This is a genomic window from Clostridium nitrophenolicum (assembly GCF_055391695.1).
The window spans coordinates 923,332-939,735 of the sequence record NZ_AP042469.1 but is presented as its reverse complement, the minus strand read 5'-3'; the positions used below and the strand labels follow the sequence as shown (position 1 = coordinate 939,735).

Here is a 16,404-nt window from a genome sequence, read left to right as displayed (position 1 = left end):
ATACATTAGCTCCGTCTTTCATAAATATATGGCAATGGTAAATACTTACTTTCACCTAATTGTTTGGTTTGTATAGTTCCATCTGGATTTTCTATTGTTATCCAGGACTTTATGGTTGCACCGTCCATTCCTGCCACAACAAGTTTTTCTTCACCTGATGGCAAAGATTGGTTTGTTTTATAGACTTTTGTGGTTTTTTTTGAACTTAGCACTTGGTGATGCCATTCTATTTTGGGAGGTTTGCTCTTACCATAAAAACCAATATAGAGTTTATTATCTATACCTTGAGACCATATAAGTATAGAAGAATTAGTATTATTCTTAAACCTAAAATCCATGCTGCCATAGCAAACCGTAGCATCCTGTCCATATGGTACGTAAGAAACTGGCATACAATGTGCATGCCTTTCAACAATTTGTAAATTGCTCATTATAGCTACATTATAAAGTGTTGATGCAATCTTACACACCCCGCCTCCAATGGTTTCTGTTAAATTTGAACCCACATAGGTAGGGCCTCCCTTATATCCCTTTGACTGTATATACGGTCCTATAGTTTTATTCTGTGAAAACACTTTACTTGACTCAACTAAGGTTCCACATAATAGTTTAGCTCCAACATGTACATTCTCCTCTTCTCCTGGAAGGGGATCATTTAATACAGCACAATATGCAGACATCATTATATGTGTTCCATATTTCTCTTGAGCCTTTTTGAAATTCTCATCATTCTCCCATGGAACTGATGTTACTATACTAGAAGATATGTTAATACTATCCTGTTTTTCAGTGACAGCTTCCTTTCTATTAACATCCTTTATATTTTTGTTAACTGCATTTTTATCAATAGAATCTTTTTTCTCTGTTTCTTCTTTAATTGTTCCCTTTTTATCATTTCCTAATTTATCTGCTTCTATAGATCTTACCTTCGAAGCATTATCTAGCTTCACTTGATTATTATTCTTTCCATTTGTGAGCTTAAAAACAGAAACCATAGCTAATATTAAAACAATAATTACACTTACAATACTTTTACTTTTCATTATCCGTTAATCATATTCCTTTCTATATGTTCTCGATTATGTCTTAAAGTATTATATGTAATTTGAATAAATTTACTCAAGGCTATTTTTATTATTATTGGTAGTAACAATATCCTTAATAGTTTGTATTTTATAAGAAGAGGGTATCCTAAAAGCCAGCTTTTAGGATACCCTCTTCTTATAAAATTCTATTTACTACACTTCTTCTATACTTACTACTTCGTAACCTGCATCTTCAATAGCAAATTTAACATCAGCATCTTGGATGTCACTGCCAGCCTCAACTACAGCTGTTTTAGAAGCTAAATCAACGGATACATTAGTTACTCCATTAATATCTTCTAAGGCTGTTTTAACATGATTAACGCAATGTCCACAACTCATGCCTTCAACTATTATTTTTTTCTTCATAATTATTTCTCCTTTCATTATATAAATGTCTGTTTATATTGATGGCTTAAAGCCTTTCAATCTTAAAGCATTACTCAAAACTGATACTGAGCTTAAACTCATGGCTAAAGCTGCTATCATCGGATTCAAAAGAGGTCCTCCGAATGCATATAGTATACCCATAGCTACTGGGATGCCTAAGGTGTTATAGCCAAAAGCCCAGAATAGATTTTGTTTTATATTTTTTATAGTTTTCTTACTTAAATCTATAGCTGTAACTACGTCCATTAAGTCACTTCTCATTAGAACTATATCTGCAGATTCCATAGCTACATCTGTACCAGACCCTATAGCTATTCCTATGTCTGCTTGCGCTAATGCTGGAGCATCATTTATACCATCTCCAACCATAGCAACTTTTTTGTTTTCACTCTGAAGCTTCTTAACTTCTTTTGCCTTATCCTGAGGTAAAACCTCTGCAAGTATTCTATCTATACCAACCTGCTTTGCTATTGCTTCTGCGGTTTTCTTGTTATCTCCAGTTATCATTGCTACTTCAATTCCCATAGAGTGAAGTTTCTCTATGGCTCTCTTACTGTGTTCCTTAACTGTGTCTGCTACGGCAATTATACCAATAAGCCTTCCTTCAAGTGCTATATACATAGGAGTTTTACCTTCTCCAGCTAGAATCTGTGATTTCTCTTCTAAATTTTCCAAGGAAATATTGCTTTCATCCATAAGTTTTTTGTTTCCAAGCAAAATTCTATTGTTATCTATCGTAACTTCTATTCCATGTCCTGGTATAGCCTTAAATAACTCTAATTTCTTTAGTTCAACTTCCCTATTTTCAGCCTCTTTAACTATTGCTTCTCCTAAGGGGTGTTCGGAACCTTTTTCTGCTGAGGCTGCCAATTGAAGCAAGTAGCTTTCATCTGTACCTTCAGTTGTAATTATATCTGTAACCTTAGGCTTGCCTTCAGTTATAGTTCCAGTTTTATCAAATACTATAGTTTGAATTCTATGTGCTGTTTCCAGTGCAGTACCACTTTTTATAAGCACACCATACTCAGCACCTTTTCCGGTACCTACCATAATAGCAGTTGGTGTTGCTAATCCTAAAGCACAAGGGCAAGCAATTACTAATACCGATATAAATATTGTAAGTGAAAATACTCCAGTTTCACCATATAGATACCAAGCTAAAGCAGATACTGCCGCCAATGCTATTACTACCGGCACAAAATATCCTGATATAACGTCTGCTAATTTAGCAATTGGAGCTTTAGATCCCTGTGCTTCTTCTACTAGTCTAATAATTTGAGCCAATGCGGTATCTTTACCAACTCTAGTAGCTTTGTATCTGATCGAACCATTTTTATTTATACTTGCTCCAATGACTTTGTCTCCAACATTTTTTTCTACCGGTATGCTTTCACCTGTAAGCATGGATTCATCTACTGCGGTGATTCCTTCTGTGACCTCTCCGTCTACAGGTATTTTTTCGCCAGGTTTTACTACAATTATGTCTCCAACCTCAACTTCATCTATAGGTATCTCTAGTTCTTTATCTTCTCTAATTACTGTTGCAGTCTTTGGTGCAAGTCCCATAAGCTTCTTTATAGCTTCTGAAGTTTTTCCCTTAGCAACAGACTCTAGATATTTACCTAAGGTAATAAGAGTAAGTATAACACCTGCTGACTCAAAATATAAATGGTAATTCAAATTTCCCAAAAGAATCTGATATACTGCAAAAACACTATAAATAAAGGCAGCTGATGAACCTATAGCTATAAGAGAATCCATGTTAGGACTCTTTTTAAATAATGACCTAAAACCTACAGTAAAGTACTTCTTACCAGCAACCATTATAGGTAATACTAGCAATAATTGTAGTAAAGAATACCCTTTAGGATGCATCATAGGATCGATAGATGGTGGCGGCATATATCCTAATTTCTCACCAATCATTGGACCCATAGCTATTATAAGTAGTGGAACTGCAAATATAGCAGACACTAGAAACCTGTTCCATAAAGCTTTTATCTCTTTTTCTTTCTTTTCTTTATCTGTATCTACAGTAGTCTCTTCTTCTAATGCTTTATAGCCTGCCTTTTCAATTGCCTTTTTTATATCTGATAACTTTATCTTAGAAGGTTCAAAACTTACATTTAGTTTTTCTGTTGCAAGGTTTACATTTGCCTCTAAAACACCATCTAATTTTTTAGTAACTCTTTCTACAGCCTTAACGCAGGATGCACAGGTCATTCCTTCTATTTTTAGCACCTTATTTACTGCCTCTGCTTGAGCTTTGTATCCTGCTTTTTCTATTGCTTTTCTTATGTCTGCAACACTAACTTTTGAAGCATCAAAGCTTACGTTCAGCTTTTCCGTTGCAAAATTTACATTTGCTTCATATACTCCATCTAACTTTTTCGATACTCTTTCTACTGACTTAGCACAAGCTGCGCAGGTCATTCCTTCTATTTTTAAGGTTTTATTTGTAGCTTCCATTAAAGCCTTATATCCTGCTTTCTCTATTGCCGCTTGTATATCTTGAACATTAAGCTTTGATTCATCAAAATTAATACTTAACTTTTCTGTTGCAAGATTTACACTAGCCTCAGTAACACCATCTAGTTTTTTTGACACTCTTTCTACAGCTTTAGCACAAGCTGCACAGGTCATTCCTTCTATTTTTAAGGTTCTACTTGTCATTACCTCTTCCTCCTTTGTTTAATCTTTTAATAATTTTGAAAGCAAATCTATTACCTCATCTACTTTTTTATCTCCACTATTGTTCATAAAAGCATCTTTTACACAATGATTTAAATGTTGTTTTAAAATCAATAAATTAGCCTTTTTTAACAATGACTGTGATGCAGCTATTTGGTTAGATATGTCAATACAGTATCTGCCTTCCTCAATCATTTTTATTATTCCTTCAATTTGTCCTTTTGAAGTTTTTAATGCTTGTAAAGCTTTTTTTCTTTCCTCGTTCATGTAGCGCCTCCCTCACCCCTGTGGGGTGGTAATAAATTTTTTTAATTGCTATTGAATCAATTATTCAATAGCAACTAAATATATAATTAAGCTTTTCAATTCTCTTGTCTTTATATACATAATACATTAATTTTATGAAGAAATTATGAAGATAAAGATTTAAAATGTATAGTAAATGTAGAACCTTTATTGACTTCACTTTCTACATTAATAGAGGCAGAATGAAAAGTCAATATATTTTTTACTATAGTTAACCCTATACCGCTTCCATCAATCTTATTTCTACTTTTGTCTCCTCTATAGAGTCTTTCAAATATAAATGGCAAATCTTCTTTACTAATTCCTATACCAGTATCTCTTATACTAACAATAATCTCGTTCTTATTTTTTGTAAGATTAACCCATATCTTACCATTCTCATTTGTAAATTTTACTGCATTAGATAAGATATTTATAAACACTTGTTTTAATTTATCTCTATCACCTAAAATTATATAATCCTCATTATGTTTAAGATTATAAGTTAACTTTATATTTTTTTCTTTTGATACAATCGTAAAATCATCACATACAGATGCTATAAGCTCGTCTATTGAAACTTTTTCTTTGTTTAGTAAAATACCTTCTGCTTCAGATTCTTTTAAAACATTTAGGTTATTTAAAAGCTTTCCAAACCTAATAACTTCGTCATTAAGAGCTGTTAACTGTTCAGTATTCACAGGAAAAATTCCATCAATCATAGCTTCTAAATTATTTTGAAGTATATTTAAAGGAGTTCTAATTTCATGAGAAATATCAGATACCAATCTTCTTCTTAATAAATCCTGTTGTTTAAGCTTCTCTCCTAATGTGTTTATGCTATCTTTAAGATTTTCAAGCTCTAGTATATCAGTCTTAGCATTTGACCTAGTATTATAATCACCATGTGAAAGATTAACAGATATATCAGATACCTCTCTAATAGGTACAGAAAATTGTTTTGAAAAATATAAGCTTGTAAAAATAACAATAATTAAAGTAAAGATAATACTTGCTGCAATTCCTTTATTTATTGACAGTTTGAAATTTATATCTTCTGAAGATAATAAAACCGAAGAATATTGACCTATGCCCACATATCCCACAATCTTCCCATTGTATCTAATAGGAAGATTAATTGTATTATACACTCCCTTTTCTTTATCATTAATCATTGTCAGATGATTTTTTTCTCTAATATCATTTGGATCCATTGTCCAAACTAGCTTTTTATTTGCATCTAATAAAGTTAAACAGTAATTACTCATAAAGGCCTCATGTTCCATTTCTCTTCCTGATTCTTTCGTCCACTGTTTATCTCTTTTATAGACCTCTTGAAAATATTGTACTATTCTTTCGTTTCTTTTATTCTGAATATCAACCATGTACTGATCAAACATATTATTTATGGTGAAATTTACAAAAATAGCAGTAAGTACTGTTGCGAGCACTGAGCACACTAATAATATAATACTAAGTTTTTTTCTTATGCTATACATTAACTTTCACCACCAAACTTATATCCCACTCTTGTAACAGTTAAAATATATTTAGGATTTTTACTATCAGCCTCTATTTTCTTTCTTATATTTTTTATATGAACATCTACTGTTCTATCGAATCCTTCGAAATCTATTCCAAACACTTTTTCTATTAATTGCTCTCTACTAAATGCTCTACCTTTATTTACTGCAAGTAGATATAGTATATCAAATTCATTAGGGGTTAATGCTACTTCCTCTCCTTTTAACTTTACTATTCTGCTGTCTTTATATATTTCTAATTCATTATTATTAAAAGATAAAGCATTAGAATCTTCTGTATCTATTCTTCTAAATAATGCGTTTACACGAGCAGTAAGCTCTCTTGGGCTAAAAGGCTTTACTAAGTATTCATCTGCTCCTATATTAAGCCCTTCTATCTTGTCTTCTAATGAAGACTTGGCTGTCAACATATAGATGTATACATCTGATTTAGCTCTCATAATTTCACATATTTCTTCTCCTTGGATATCTGGAAGCATTAAATCTAATATAACCAGCTTGAATTTGATAGAATCGAAGAGTTTTAACCCTTCTGTTCCACTATCTGCACAATAAACCTTATATCCTTCCTTTTCCAAGTAAGCCTTTAATACATCATATATTTTTTTCTCATCTTCTATAATTAATATATTGTTCATATCACTCACCTCAATAACACTTATATTATCAGAATAACAAGTATCTGTGTAGATTTTATGAAGAAAGCACTATATCTTAAATTTACAGTGTTTATTCGCTATTGAAATCTTTTTCATTTCCTGGTGTATTTTCGCTATTATTTGTAGTAAAATACAAATATAAATATATAAGGTTGTAGTTATTATTGTCATAAAACCTATTTTATCTTCTAATAATATATAGTTGTAAAAAACCGTGAAAGATATATGTATGAAGAGTTATATCCTTTAAATCATCCATAACTTAGAAATCATAACTAAAATTCAATTTGATATATAGCTAATATAGATATATGATCTAAACATAACATCACGTAGTTTTCAAAACTACGTGTTAAAATATAAATATTAATAGTTTGAAAGGAATGATGTTATGTTTGCAAAGCTTCGTGAACCGGTTAGCGGATTAACACATTTATTTGGTGTCTTTGCCTCAATTGTAGGGTTAGTTATTTTGATTGTCTATTCTGCTACACAGAATAGTGTCTGGCATATTGTAACCTTTTCTATCTTTGGAGCCAGTTTAATATTACTTTATTCTGCTAGCTCAATATATCATCTGGCATCTGTTTCTCAAAAAGCAATTAATATACTTAGAAGAGTTGATCACTCTATGATTTATCTTTTAATTGCTGGAAGTTATACTCCTATTTGCTTAATTGCTCTAAAAGGTGCCTGGGGATGGAGTATTTTTGGTACTATATGGGGTCTTACAATTATAGGCATAATAATAAAGAACTTTTGGTTTAACGCTCCAAGATGGTTATCCACTCTCTTCTATATTTTTATGGGATGGTTAGTGATTATAGCTATATATCCTCTAAATAAGGTTTTCCCTCCTGGAGCAATGGCATGGCTATTTGCAGGTGGAATTGCCTATACTGTAGGAGGCGTAATTTATGCAACCAAATGGCCTAAAATTAATTTAAAATACTTCGGTTTTCATGAGATATTCCACATATTTGTTTTGGCAGGAAGCTTCTGCCACTACTGGCTTATGTTTAAATACGTACTGTACTTATAAACGGAACGAATATATCTATACTCAATTATATTAAATACTTTTATAATTTTTTGAAGCAGATTCCTAATAACATACGTCTAATATAATGATCGAGGAAGTTCTTATTGTGATTATTCAAGCTCTTTTAATGCTTTATAATACTGTTTCGGAGATGTCCCGAAAATTTTCTTAAAAGCTTTTAAGAAACTTGAATAATCACCAAATCCACATTCAAAACAAGCTTCTGTTATTGGTTTCCCACCTTTTATTAAATTATTAGCCATTATAATCCTTTTTTGCATTATATAATTATAGATTGTGTATCCTGTATATTTCTTAAACTTATGCATTAAATAGTATTTACTCATGTAAAACTTGTCTGAAAGTTTATCTAAAGATAAATCACTATTAAGATTTGTATTTATATAATTTAAAATGGCATCTATGTTTTCATCATACTTAATGTCACTATTTCTACTATTATTTTCACTTCTTAATGCCAGTCTATTCAAGTATACCATCACCTGTAAAAACAAAGCATTTTTCAATACATAATTACCAAATTCAGTATCTTTATATGCAGCCTCAAGCTGGGACATAGTATTCTTTATACTTATTAGCAATTCAGGATTTAGCCTTAAAAGACTGCACTTTTGGCTAGACGCTACTTCAAAACATGTCATTAAATTGTTACCTTCCGTATTATGCTTCTCTAAAAATTTTGAATTAATCCATATAACTATACGTTCATAAATTTCTTCTGGATCAATAACTGGTTTATGAACTTCATTGCTGCTCACAAAAAGTATATCCCAGGGTTTTAACTCATAAGCTTTACCTTCAATTAAATACGTAACTTTTCCTGATATAAATATTACAATTTTATTAAAATCATGGTAATGAAACTCAAATTCTATTTGTTTTTTCTCTTTTAAGTGAAAGAAAATAAAATCTTCCTTTAGATATCCTCTTTTTATATTTAGGACATGATTGTTATCATTCATAATTTACTCCTCATATATATTTTTTTCTCTACTATATAATAAAACAACTTTTGCAATATATTAAGCATTTTTAGCAATAAACATAGTAAAAATTATTACTATAATAATAGTATAAGCTATAAAGTAAAATTTGTTTTAAATAAAGTTTTAAAATCTCATTTGAAGCTTAGTTGAAATAATGAAGGAGGAATATAAATGGAACATCGTCAGATATTCAATAAGATTTCATATGATGTAATTCAAGTTAATGATAAACCATCAGAAAAATTTAATTTTATTGGAATCACTGGTAGTGAAGATAGAAAGCCTGTCACTCGTCTAATAAGAGCAATACTTCAGTATTTAGGTAGAAACTCAAAAATTGTAGATACTGCTAAAAATATATCTATAAAAGAATACAGTTATTCATCTTTAACCTATCACAGAGCTAATTTGTATGATTTTGATATTAGGATTTTTACAGATTTAAACAAAAATTTGTCTAATGTAAAAAACGAAGACAACTATAAAAATTCAATGATGAAACTTTTTAAAGTATGCGGGCTTGGATTGATTAATGTAGATGATCCGCTTTTAAATAAAATAAGTAAAAATGCTCCTTTTGATGCAATCACTTATGGCATAAATGCAACTGCAGATTTTATGGCAAAGGATATACGATACTCTCAATCTGGTATAAATTTTATATTAGATTTTAATGGATCAGAAAAAAAAGTTAAAATAAATAGTTTTAATAAATCTAATGTTTATGATACACTAGCCGCTATTGGAACCTGCTACTTTCTGGGATTTCCTTTAAACCTTATCATAAATGCACTAACTCAGACTGAAATATTTTGAGTAAAAGCATGTTAACTACAACATGCTTTTATCCTTTTAACCCATCATGTTTTTTACATTCTTCCTCCACTTCTCGAATTTCTTTCATTACATTGCTATCTAAAATTTTAAGTTCTTTAATTATCATTAAATAAATCTCCCTAATTCTTGATAGAACTTTATAGTCTATACTATAAGATATTTTTATACTCTAATAATATATTTAGTTTTACATATATACAATATATTCCTCCCAATCCTAAGTAATCCATATATACAATGTAGAAAGTTAACTTCTAGATATTTGACCATATATTATGATATTTTTTTACATAATACCCCTCAATAATCAAGACTATATTCGTATATAACATATATAAAACTTATTATTCTACATGAATTTTCATTAAATTCATTATAGTTACACATTTCGATTTATTTATCACAAAATAGTTACACATTTCGATTTATTTATCACAAAGGAGGAAGATAACTTGAAAAATACAAAGCAACTATTGGTTATAGCATCTATTGCAGCTGGAATATCTGTTTCAAATAAACCTGTGCATGCACAGCAACCATCAACAAATAGCATTTCAAAAGAACCAACATATAATTATAATATGAGCTCTAATAAAGTTGTAAAGCCTGGTGATAAGGGCACTATAGTTAAAGACATACAAAGTGCCTTAAACCTATACTGTGGTGCTGGCCTAGCTGAAGATGGAGTGTACGGACAATATACTAAAGAGGCGGTGTTGGAAATTCAAAAGAAATTTTCTTTAAAAGCTGATGGAATATTTGGACCACAGACAGCTAAAGCCTTGTTAAAATACTCCTCTAATTATTCCATAGACGATAGTGATGGATTTAGCCCTGTATCTACGGATATTCAAAGAAAGCTTATATACTTAGGATATAAAATACAGCTAACAGGGAACTTAAAAAGTTCTGATACAGTTACAGCTATAAAGGACTTTCAGAAAAAAAATAATTTACCTATTACCGGTAAAATAGACACCAAAATAATAGATAAAATAAATGAAAATATTAAGTATATATCAGACGAAACTAAGAACTTTAAATCAAACACAGATTATTATGTACTGGTAAATACTTCAGGTCATATCTGCAAAGTATATCAGAAAGTAAATAATTCATGGGAACAAATTAGATGTTTCGATGTTTTTTCTGGTGAAGTTGATAAAGGAATTTATTCCTTAGGACTTCAAGGTAATCATTTAAATTTTAACGGAATTCCTATGGAAAACTTTACACAAATAGATGGATTAAAAGTCTTTTATTCATCCACAGATGACAGCGGATACGGTTTAAGAATTGCAAATGAAAATGCAAAATTTCTAGGAATGCTTCCAAAGAAAACATCCATAAAAGTATTTTAGTCAATATAAAAAGGTCCTAATTGCTTCTGCAATCAGGACCTTTTTATATTATAGCGAAAATTATCTTCTTCCTGTAGATACTTCTATCTTTAATTTTCTTCCACATAATTTTCTACCTGAGCAGTTCTTTATCAATGAGTTAACTGCGCTTTCAGCTACATCAACAAAGGAGAACTTTTCAAGTATATCTATATTTCCGATATCTTCTTTGTGTACGTCTGCATTATCACCAAAGAATCTAAGCATTTCTTTTGGATTAACCCTATCCATACGTCCAACAGTTAGGAATAATCTAACATAGCTTGATTCTCCACCTATACGATCTTCTGTATAATCAAAGCTTATTTCCTTGCCGTAAACTATATTCATTAAAGCTGCAGCTACATCAACAAGATTAAATTCCTCATCAAGTTCTGCGGCTAAAGGAACAAACTTCTTATAATCCTCTTGCTCTAGAGTTTCTTTTACTCTATTTAATATATTTTTATATTTTGAATGGAATATATCATCAATTGATGGTATTTCTTTTCTCTTTATTTTACTTTTTGTAACCTTTTCTATTTGCTTAAGAGTCATATATTCTCTAGCAGTAACAAGAGTATATGCTATTCCTTCTCTATTAGCTCTTCCTGTTCTACCAATTCTATGTACATATGATTCTATATCTTGTGGTAATTCATAGTTGATAACATGTGATACATTCTCAACATCAATACCTCTTGCTGCAACATCTGTTGCCACAAGGAATTCTAGATTTCCTTCTTTAAACTTTCTAAGTGTATTCATTCTTTGATTCTGGCTCATATCTCCATGCATACCTTCTACATTGTATCCTCTAGCTTGCATGGATTCTACTAATTCATCTACACCTCTTTTAGTCTTACAGAAAATAATTGCTGTAGTAGGCTCATCTACATCAAGAATTCTGCATAAAGATTCAAATCTATCTTTTTGCTTAATTTCATAGTAGTACTGATTAATAGTAGATACTGTCATTGCATTTTTCACTATTGATATATGTTTAGCATCAGACTTCATATATCTTTTTGCTAGTTTTTTAATTTCATTAGGCATAGTAGCTGAAAATAGTAATGTCTGTCTATCACTTTCACACTCTTGTATAATACTTTCTATATCATCAATAAAGCCCATGTTAAGCATTTCGTCAGCCTCATCAAGCACAAGGAATTTAACACCACTTAAATCAATTACATTTCTTCTTATAAGATCTAAAACTCTACCAGGAGTACCAACCACCATATCTATTCCTTTTCTTAGAGCTTTAATCTGTCTTTCAATAGGTTGACCGCCATAAACAGGTAAAAGCTTTATTCTAGAATATTTAGACACACGCACTAATTCATCATTTACCTGTATAGCTAATTCTCTTGTAGGAGTTAATATGATACTTGATATTTTTCCTTGTGATCCATTAAATTTACTCAAAACTGGCGCACCAAAAGCAAGTGTTTTTCCCGTACCAGTTTGAGCCTGGCCAATAACGTCAAAACCTTCTAAAATAACAGGTATAACTTCAGCCTGTATATTAGAAGGCTCTTCAAATCCCATGCCATCAATGGCTTTAAGTATATCACTATTAAGTCCTAAATCACTAAACTTCATTTCTTTCATTTACATTCCTTCTTTCCGTATAAATCAATTCATTATAATATAATCTCCTTATATTATCAAGTGTTAATTTGACAATATAAAAAAATACTGTAAATACTGAGGTTAGAAATCTTTTTAATATACTTTTTTATATTTTGCCCAAAATATAAGAAAGTATTAAAATTTTACATTTAATACAAAGCGAAAGAGCACCTATAAATCAAGGCACTCTTTTAAAATAAATTAATTTATTTTACTGTTATAATTTTTAACGAACACTGGCTATTAAAACTGCTGCTCTATAATTAAAAGCATCACCGGCAACATTTAACCAGTCTCCAATTAAATTTTCATGAGTAGCTTCTAATGTAACAGAATCAACCTTTCTAGGATTTTTAAAAATTTTTTCTGCTTCTTGTTGTGTTGCTAATGCAGATGCTGTATCTCCTAATAAAACAATAAAATTCCCACATATATTTAAATTAGTAACTAACTGGCTTTGCTCCTCTTTTTTCTTCTTGTCTTTTATCTGATCTAAGCTTGCCTCTTTTTCTTCAGCTAAAAGCAGTAAGCCATCGCCTAAAAAAGTTAACTGAGCTCCAAGTATATTTAACTGTTCTGAATCCATAGTAAACTATCCCTCCTCCCTTGTATATAGCTTTTTCTTTACTATATTCCATAGAGAAGAGTTTAGTCCCTATATTTTGTCCAAATATAACCCATAAAGTTATACTTATTACTTTAATATCTCTACTTTTCCTGTTTTCAAATGATATTTAGCTGTAATTACTTTAACCTTTCTCTCCTCTACAAAGCGACTAATTATGGAACTTTCTAAAATTCTTTTAGCAGATTGTCTTGCATTTTCATATTCAACTTTTGAGGCAATTTCATCTACATCATCATTAGTGTTAGAAGATTTTATTGATTTTACAGTAGGTATAATTTTATCCATAATTGTCCTTATATTTTGTGAAGTTTCAGTTCCATCTACTGCGCATCTAACTGCACCACAGTTTTCATGACCTAATACAAGAATCAATGGTATCTTAAATTGATCTACTGCATATTCAATGCTGCCAAGTACAACACTATCAACTACATTTCCAGCATTGCGTACAACAAAAATATCTCCTAACCCCTGATCAAATATTACTTCTGGAGCAACTCTTGAATCGGCACAAGTAAGCACCACCGTCATTGGTCTTTGTGGGTCTGTAGAAAGCCTTAAGCGGATCTCTTCTGAAAAATCTTTTTTTAAAAACCTCCCAGCTACGAATCTTTTATTTCCTTCTATTAGGGCTTTCTCCGCTTCATCTGGTAAAACTCCTAAATTATATTTATTCTCATCATATTTGTATAATAATTCATCTGTCATAAAGAAAACCCTCCCCATATTGAACCTAAACAAAGTACTTTCTTTCATAATTAATCTATATTTTATCATTATATCGAAAAAAAATAAAGTTTAATCATACGCAAAACCAAATGTTTTAATATTCAGTTAATTAGTTATTTTATTTATTCCAATAAACTCCCAATTGTGTATTTATATTCTTGTTGTTCTAAAAATAAAATCATGGTACTTATATGGATAGAAGATTATATCAACAATATTAACCTTATATAAAAGGAGATAATTATGTTTAGACACACTCAAGCTAAGACTCTATGTAAAGTCTTTATATTTTCCTTAATAGTTTTAATTATTATTTTTATTTCTCAATCCTCTAAAGGCGTTTTTAGTAGTACTAGCTCTCAGTCTAGTATAAAAATCAACAATTACGATGAATACTATAATGCTATAAAAAAAGCTATGCTCAGCTATGATAGCAGTTTAACTCTTAGAATAAGCCATTACGATAAAAATGTGTATAATTTAGATTCATTTAAAAAAGTCCTAAAGGATAATCCTGAACTTCAAGGTGTTTGTACAGAAGCAAAAATTTCTGTACAACCATCTATACCCTTTAAGGTAAAGATTGATTTTAAATACAGTGATAGTACAGAAACTCTGAAAAATAAGGAAAAGGCAGTTCAACAAAAAGTTCAAGAAATTGTGGGAAAGATAATTAAACCGGATATGAAAGATTATGAAAAAGAAGTAGTTCTCCATGATTATTTAGTAAACAACACTAAATATGATAAAAGATTTTTCACCAAAAACATGCCAAATGATTCTAACACCGCTTATGGTGTATTGATTAATGGCATTGGAGCTTGTCAAGGATATTCAGAAGCAATGTACATGCTTTTAAAAGCTGTCGGTATTGAATCCACTGTGATATCAGGAGATGCTAATGACGGCAAAAGTTGGGTGGCTCATGCTTGGAATATTGTTAAAATAGGAGGACAGTATTATCATTTAGATACAACCTGGGATGACCCTGTAACTGAAGACGGGTCTAACGATTCAAGATATACTTATTTCAATCTTACAGATGATCAGATAAATAAAAATCATAAATGGAACAAAAGCGAGTATCCTCAATGTTTTAGTACAACCTATAATTTTCAAAATTTAAATATTGCTGAAAAAGATAAAAATGGGAACGTGATAATACCAATAAAAAGCTACAGCGATTTCCATAAATCTATAAAAACTTCTCTTACCAACGGTGATTCTGTATTAAGTCTTAGAGTCTTAAATTACGACGCCAATGTATATGATGTAGCTTCAGCAGTAAATAAAGCTTATAACTCATTGTCAAAAGGAGGAAGTTATAGTTGGACATACTATACCGATGAATTAAACAACTCTGAATATATAACTATAACTTTCAAATAGATATTGACAAAAACAAATAAAAAAGGTATAAATGTTACTGTCTATACTAATGGTATTGAGACCAATATACTCCAGTATATGAACCATATTATAAGCTTAAAATATTATTACTACAATAAAAAGAGGGGGGCTAAAATGAAAACATTTCAGACTCTTATTAACGAAACTTTAGAAGCTGAGGATTTAGAAGAATTAGAAGCAGCAGCAGACTTATTTCAATTTGGTGTTGAAAAAGGATACTACAATAAGAGGCAAGCAGTTGAATTTAACAATACCTATTGGAAAGTAAAAAATAGGTGCTTAGCTTTTGAAGTGGGCAATGAAGTAAAAGCAAATAAATTAGATATTATTACTATAGTTTCCAATGCTCCAAATGATATAAAGGATAATAAATCTGAGCTTCTTAACTATGTAAACGGACGCTTAAAAGCTTTAAAAGGTAAAATAAGTGGTATTAAGTAATTTATATGCTGCTACTAACATATAACAACGAAATAACCTCTAATTTAATATTTAATTAAATTAGAGGTTATTTCAATTCATTATACATTATATTTTATATTCCTAGTTAGCTTACCATCAAACTTTTTGTTGTCCTACCTATTTTCACATCAATATATCTACCTTCTATTTGATTTTTGCTCCATTTTACTTCATCAATTTTTATAATTAATTCGCAACAGCTGTTCTCTAATTTTTTTATAGCATATTTTTCTGCATTATAATTTTTTTGCAGCTCATCTAAATATTCTCGTAAATTATCATGTTCTTTCATTAATTTAGAATATCTACTTTTTGGAGCATTATTAATACTTTCATACATTTTCTTTTTGCAAATCTCAATTTCTTTTTGGGATTTGTCAATTTCACTTTCTATTTTCTCAATTCTTATCGTACATTTATCAATACAATCCTTCATTGCATCTAAGCTGCTAATATATACATCCATTATTTTTTCTAACTTTCTAACTGAGTTGTATAGATAGTCTTGAGTTTTATTTTGCTTTAAAAAAATGTTCATACTATCTCCCCCTCTATAATTAATAATATTCACATGATTATTGTATTTTTTTTAACATTTTTTATATAATACTCTTTAATTCA

At 30.3% G+C, this 16,404-nt stretch carries 16 protein-coding genes; 5 read left to right on the top strand and 11 right to left on the bottom strand.

Annotation, left to right across the window (positions count from 1 at the left end; translation table 11 throughout):
• Window positions 1-5 precede the first annotated feature (5 nt).
• The 6 genes from ACZ5N4_RS04290 to ACZ5N4_RS04265 all read right to left on the bottom strand — a co-directional run bounded on the left by ACZ5N4_RS04290 (window position 6) and on the right by ACZ5N4_RS04265 (window position 6,633).
• Window positions 6-1,043 (bottom strand): VanW family protein, encoded by a 1,038-nt coding sequence (locus ACZ5N4_RS04290; protein WP_464207456.1) that lies wholly within the window; start codon window positions 1,041-1,043, stop codon window positions 6-8.
• 195 nt (window positions 1,044-1,238) lie between these two features.
• Window positions 1,239-1,454, bottom strand: coding sequence for a heavy-metal-associated domain-containing protein (locus ACZ5N4_RS04285; RefSeq protein ID WP_464207453.1), 216 nt, complete (start codon window positions 1,452-1,454; stop codon window positions 1,239-1,241).
• A gap of 33 nt (window positions 1,455-1,487) precedes the next feature.
• A complete protein-coding gene (locus tag ACZ5N4_RS04280) occupies window positions 1,488-4,148 on the bottom strand; it encodes a heavy metal translocating P-type ATPase (RefSeq protein WP_464207451.1) in 2,661 nt (886 codons plus the stop codon).
• 18 nt (window positions 4,149-4,166) lie between these two features.
• Window positions 4,167-4,433, bottom strand: coding sequence for a metal-sensing transcriptional repressor (locus ACZ5N4_RS04275; RefSeq protein ID WP_178908605.1), 267 nt, complete (start codon window positions 4,431-4,433; stop codon window positions 4,167-4,169).
• 143 nt (window positions 4,434-4,576) lie between these two features.
• Window positions 4,577-5,950, bottom strand: a complete 1,374-nt coding sequence (locus tag ACZ5N4_RS04270) for a sensor histidine kinase (RefSeq protein ID WP_464207449.1) — start codon at window positions 5,948-5,950, stop codon at window positions 4,577-4,579.
• Window positions 5,950-6,633 (bottom strand): response regulator transcription factor, encoded by a 684-nt coding sequence (locus tag ACZ5N4_RS04265; RefSeq protein ID WP_464207448.1) that lies wholly within the window; start codon window positions 6,631-6,633, stop codon window positions 5,950-5,952. The genes ACZ5N4_RS04270 and ACZ5N4_RS04265 overlap by 1 nt, the downstream gene beginning before the upstream one ends.
• Window positions 6,634-7,045: 412 nt before the next feature.
• Between ACZ5N4_RS04265 and trhA the strand changes: the two genes are divergently transcribed.
• Window positions 7,046-7,696 carry a PAQR family membrane homeostasis protein TrhA gene (gene trhA / locus ACZ5N4_RS04260; RefSeq protein WP_464207446.1) on the top strand — a complete coding sequence of 217 codons (651 nt, stop codon included), beginning with the start codon at window positions 7,046-7,048 and terminating at the stop codon, window positions 7,694-7,696.
• 110 nt (window positions 7,697-7,806) lie between these two features.
• On the opposite strand, the gene ACZ5N4_RS04255 is transcribed toward trhA, so the two are convergent.
• Window positions 7,807-8,679: a helix-turn-helix domain-containing protein gene (locus ACZ5N4_RS04255; protein WP_464207444.1), complete on the bottom strand. Its 873-nt coding sequence runs from the start codon at window positions 8,677-8,679 to the stop codon at window positions 7,807-7,809.
• 195 nt (window positions 8,680-8,874) lie between these two features.
• Here ACZ5N4_RS04255 and ACZ5N4_RS04250 point away from each other — a divergent pair, with 195 nt between their 5' ends.
• Together ACZ5N4_RS04250 and ACZ5N4_RS04245 are read left to right on the top strand one after the other, a co-directional pair.
• Window positions 8,875-9,519: a Mur ligase family protein gene (locus ACZ5N4_RS04250; protein WP_464207442.1), complete on the top strand. Its 645-nt coding sequence runs from the start codon at window positions 8,875-8,877 to the stop codon at window positions 9,517-9,519.
• A gap of 473 nt (window positions 9,520-9,992) precedes the next feature.
• On the top strand, window positions 9,993-10,901 hold the full coding sequence (locus tag ACZ5N4_RS04245; RefSeq protein WP_464207440.1) for a peptidoglycan-binding domain-containing protein: 909 nt from the start codon (window positions 9,993-9,995) through the stop codon (window positions 10,899-10,901).
• A gap of 60 nt (window positions 10,902-10,961) precedes the next feature.
• Here ACZ5N4_RS04245 and ACZ5N4_RS04240 read toward each other — a convergent pair whose 3' ends face one another.
• The 3 genes from ACZ5N4_RS04240 to ACZ5N4_RS04230 form a co-directional block, all read right to left on the bottom strand.
• The gene (locus ACZ5N4_RS04240; RefSeq protein WP_464207439.1) at window positions 10,962-12,533 is read right to left on the bottom strand and encodes a DEAD/DEAH box helicase; all 1,572 of its coding nucleotides are present in this window, start codon (window positions 12,531-12,533) and stop codon (window positions 10,962-10,964) included.
• 247 nt (window positions 12,534-12,780) lie between these two features.
• The gene (locus ACZ5N4_RS04235) at window positions 12,781-13,140 is read right to left on the bottom strand and encodes a hypothetical protein (protein WP_464207437.1); all 360 of its coding nucleotides are present in this window, start codon (window positions 13,138-13,140) and stop codon (window positions 12,781-12,783) included.
• A 108-nt stretch (window positions 13,141-13,248) separates the two neighbouring features.
• Entirely contained in the window at window positions 13,249-13,890 is a 642-nt protein-coding gene (locus ACZ5N4_RS04230) for a carbonic anhydrase (protein WP_464207435.1), read from the bottom strand.
• A 264-nt stretch (window positions 13,891-14,154) separates the two neighbouring features.
• Here ACZ5N4_RS04230 and ACZ5N4_RS04225 point away from each other — a divergent pair, with 264 nt between their 5' ends.
• Window positions 14,155-15,300, top strand: coding sequence for a transglutaminase domain-containing protein (locus tag ACZ5N4_RS04225; RefSeq protein ID WP_464207433.1), 1,146 nt, complete (start codon window positions 14,155-14,157; stop codon window positions 15,298-15,300).
• 135 nt (window positions 15,301-15,435) lie between these two features.
• Window positions 15,436-15,762, top strand: coding sequence for a hypothetical protein (locus ACZ5N4_RS04220; protein ID WP_178908592.1), 327 nt, complete (start codon window positions 15,436-15,438; stop codon window positions 15,760-15,762).
• A 106-nt stretch (window positions 15,763-15,868) separates the two neighbouring features.
• Here the strand turns inward: ACZ5N4_RS04220 and ACZ5N4_RS04215 are convergent, their stop codons facing one another.
• On the bottom strand, window positions 15,869-16,321 hold the full coding sequence (locus tag ACZ5N4_RS04215; RefSeq protein WP_464207431.1) for a hypothetical protein: 453 nt from the start codon (window positions 16,319-16,321) through the stop codon (window positions 15,869-15,871).
• Window positions 16,322-16,404 lie beyond the last annotated feature (83 nt).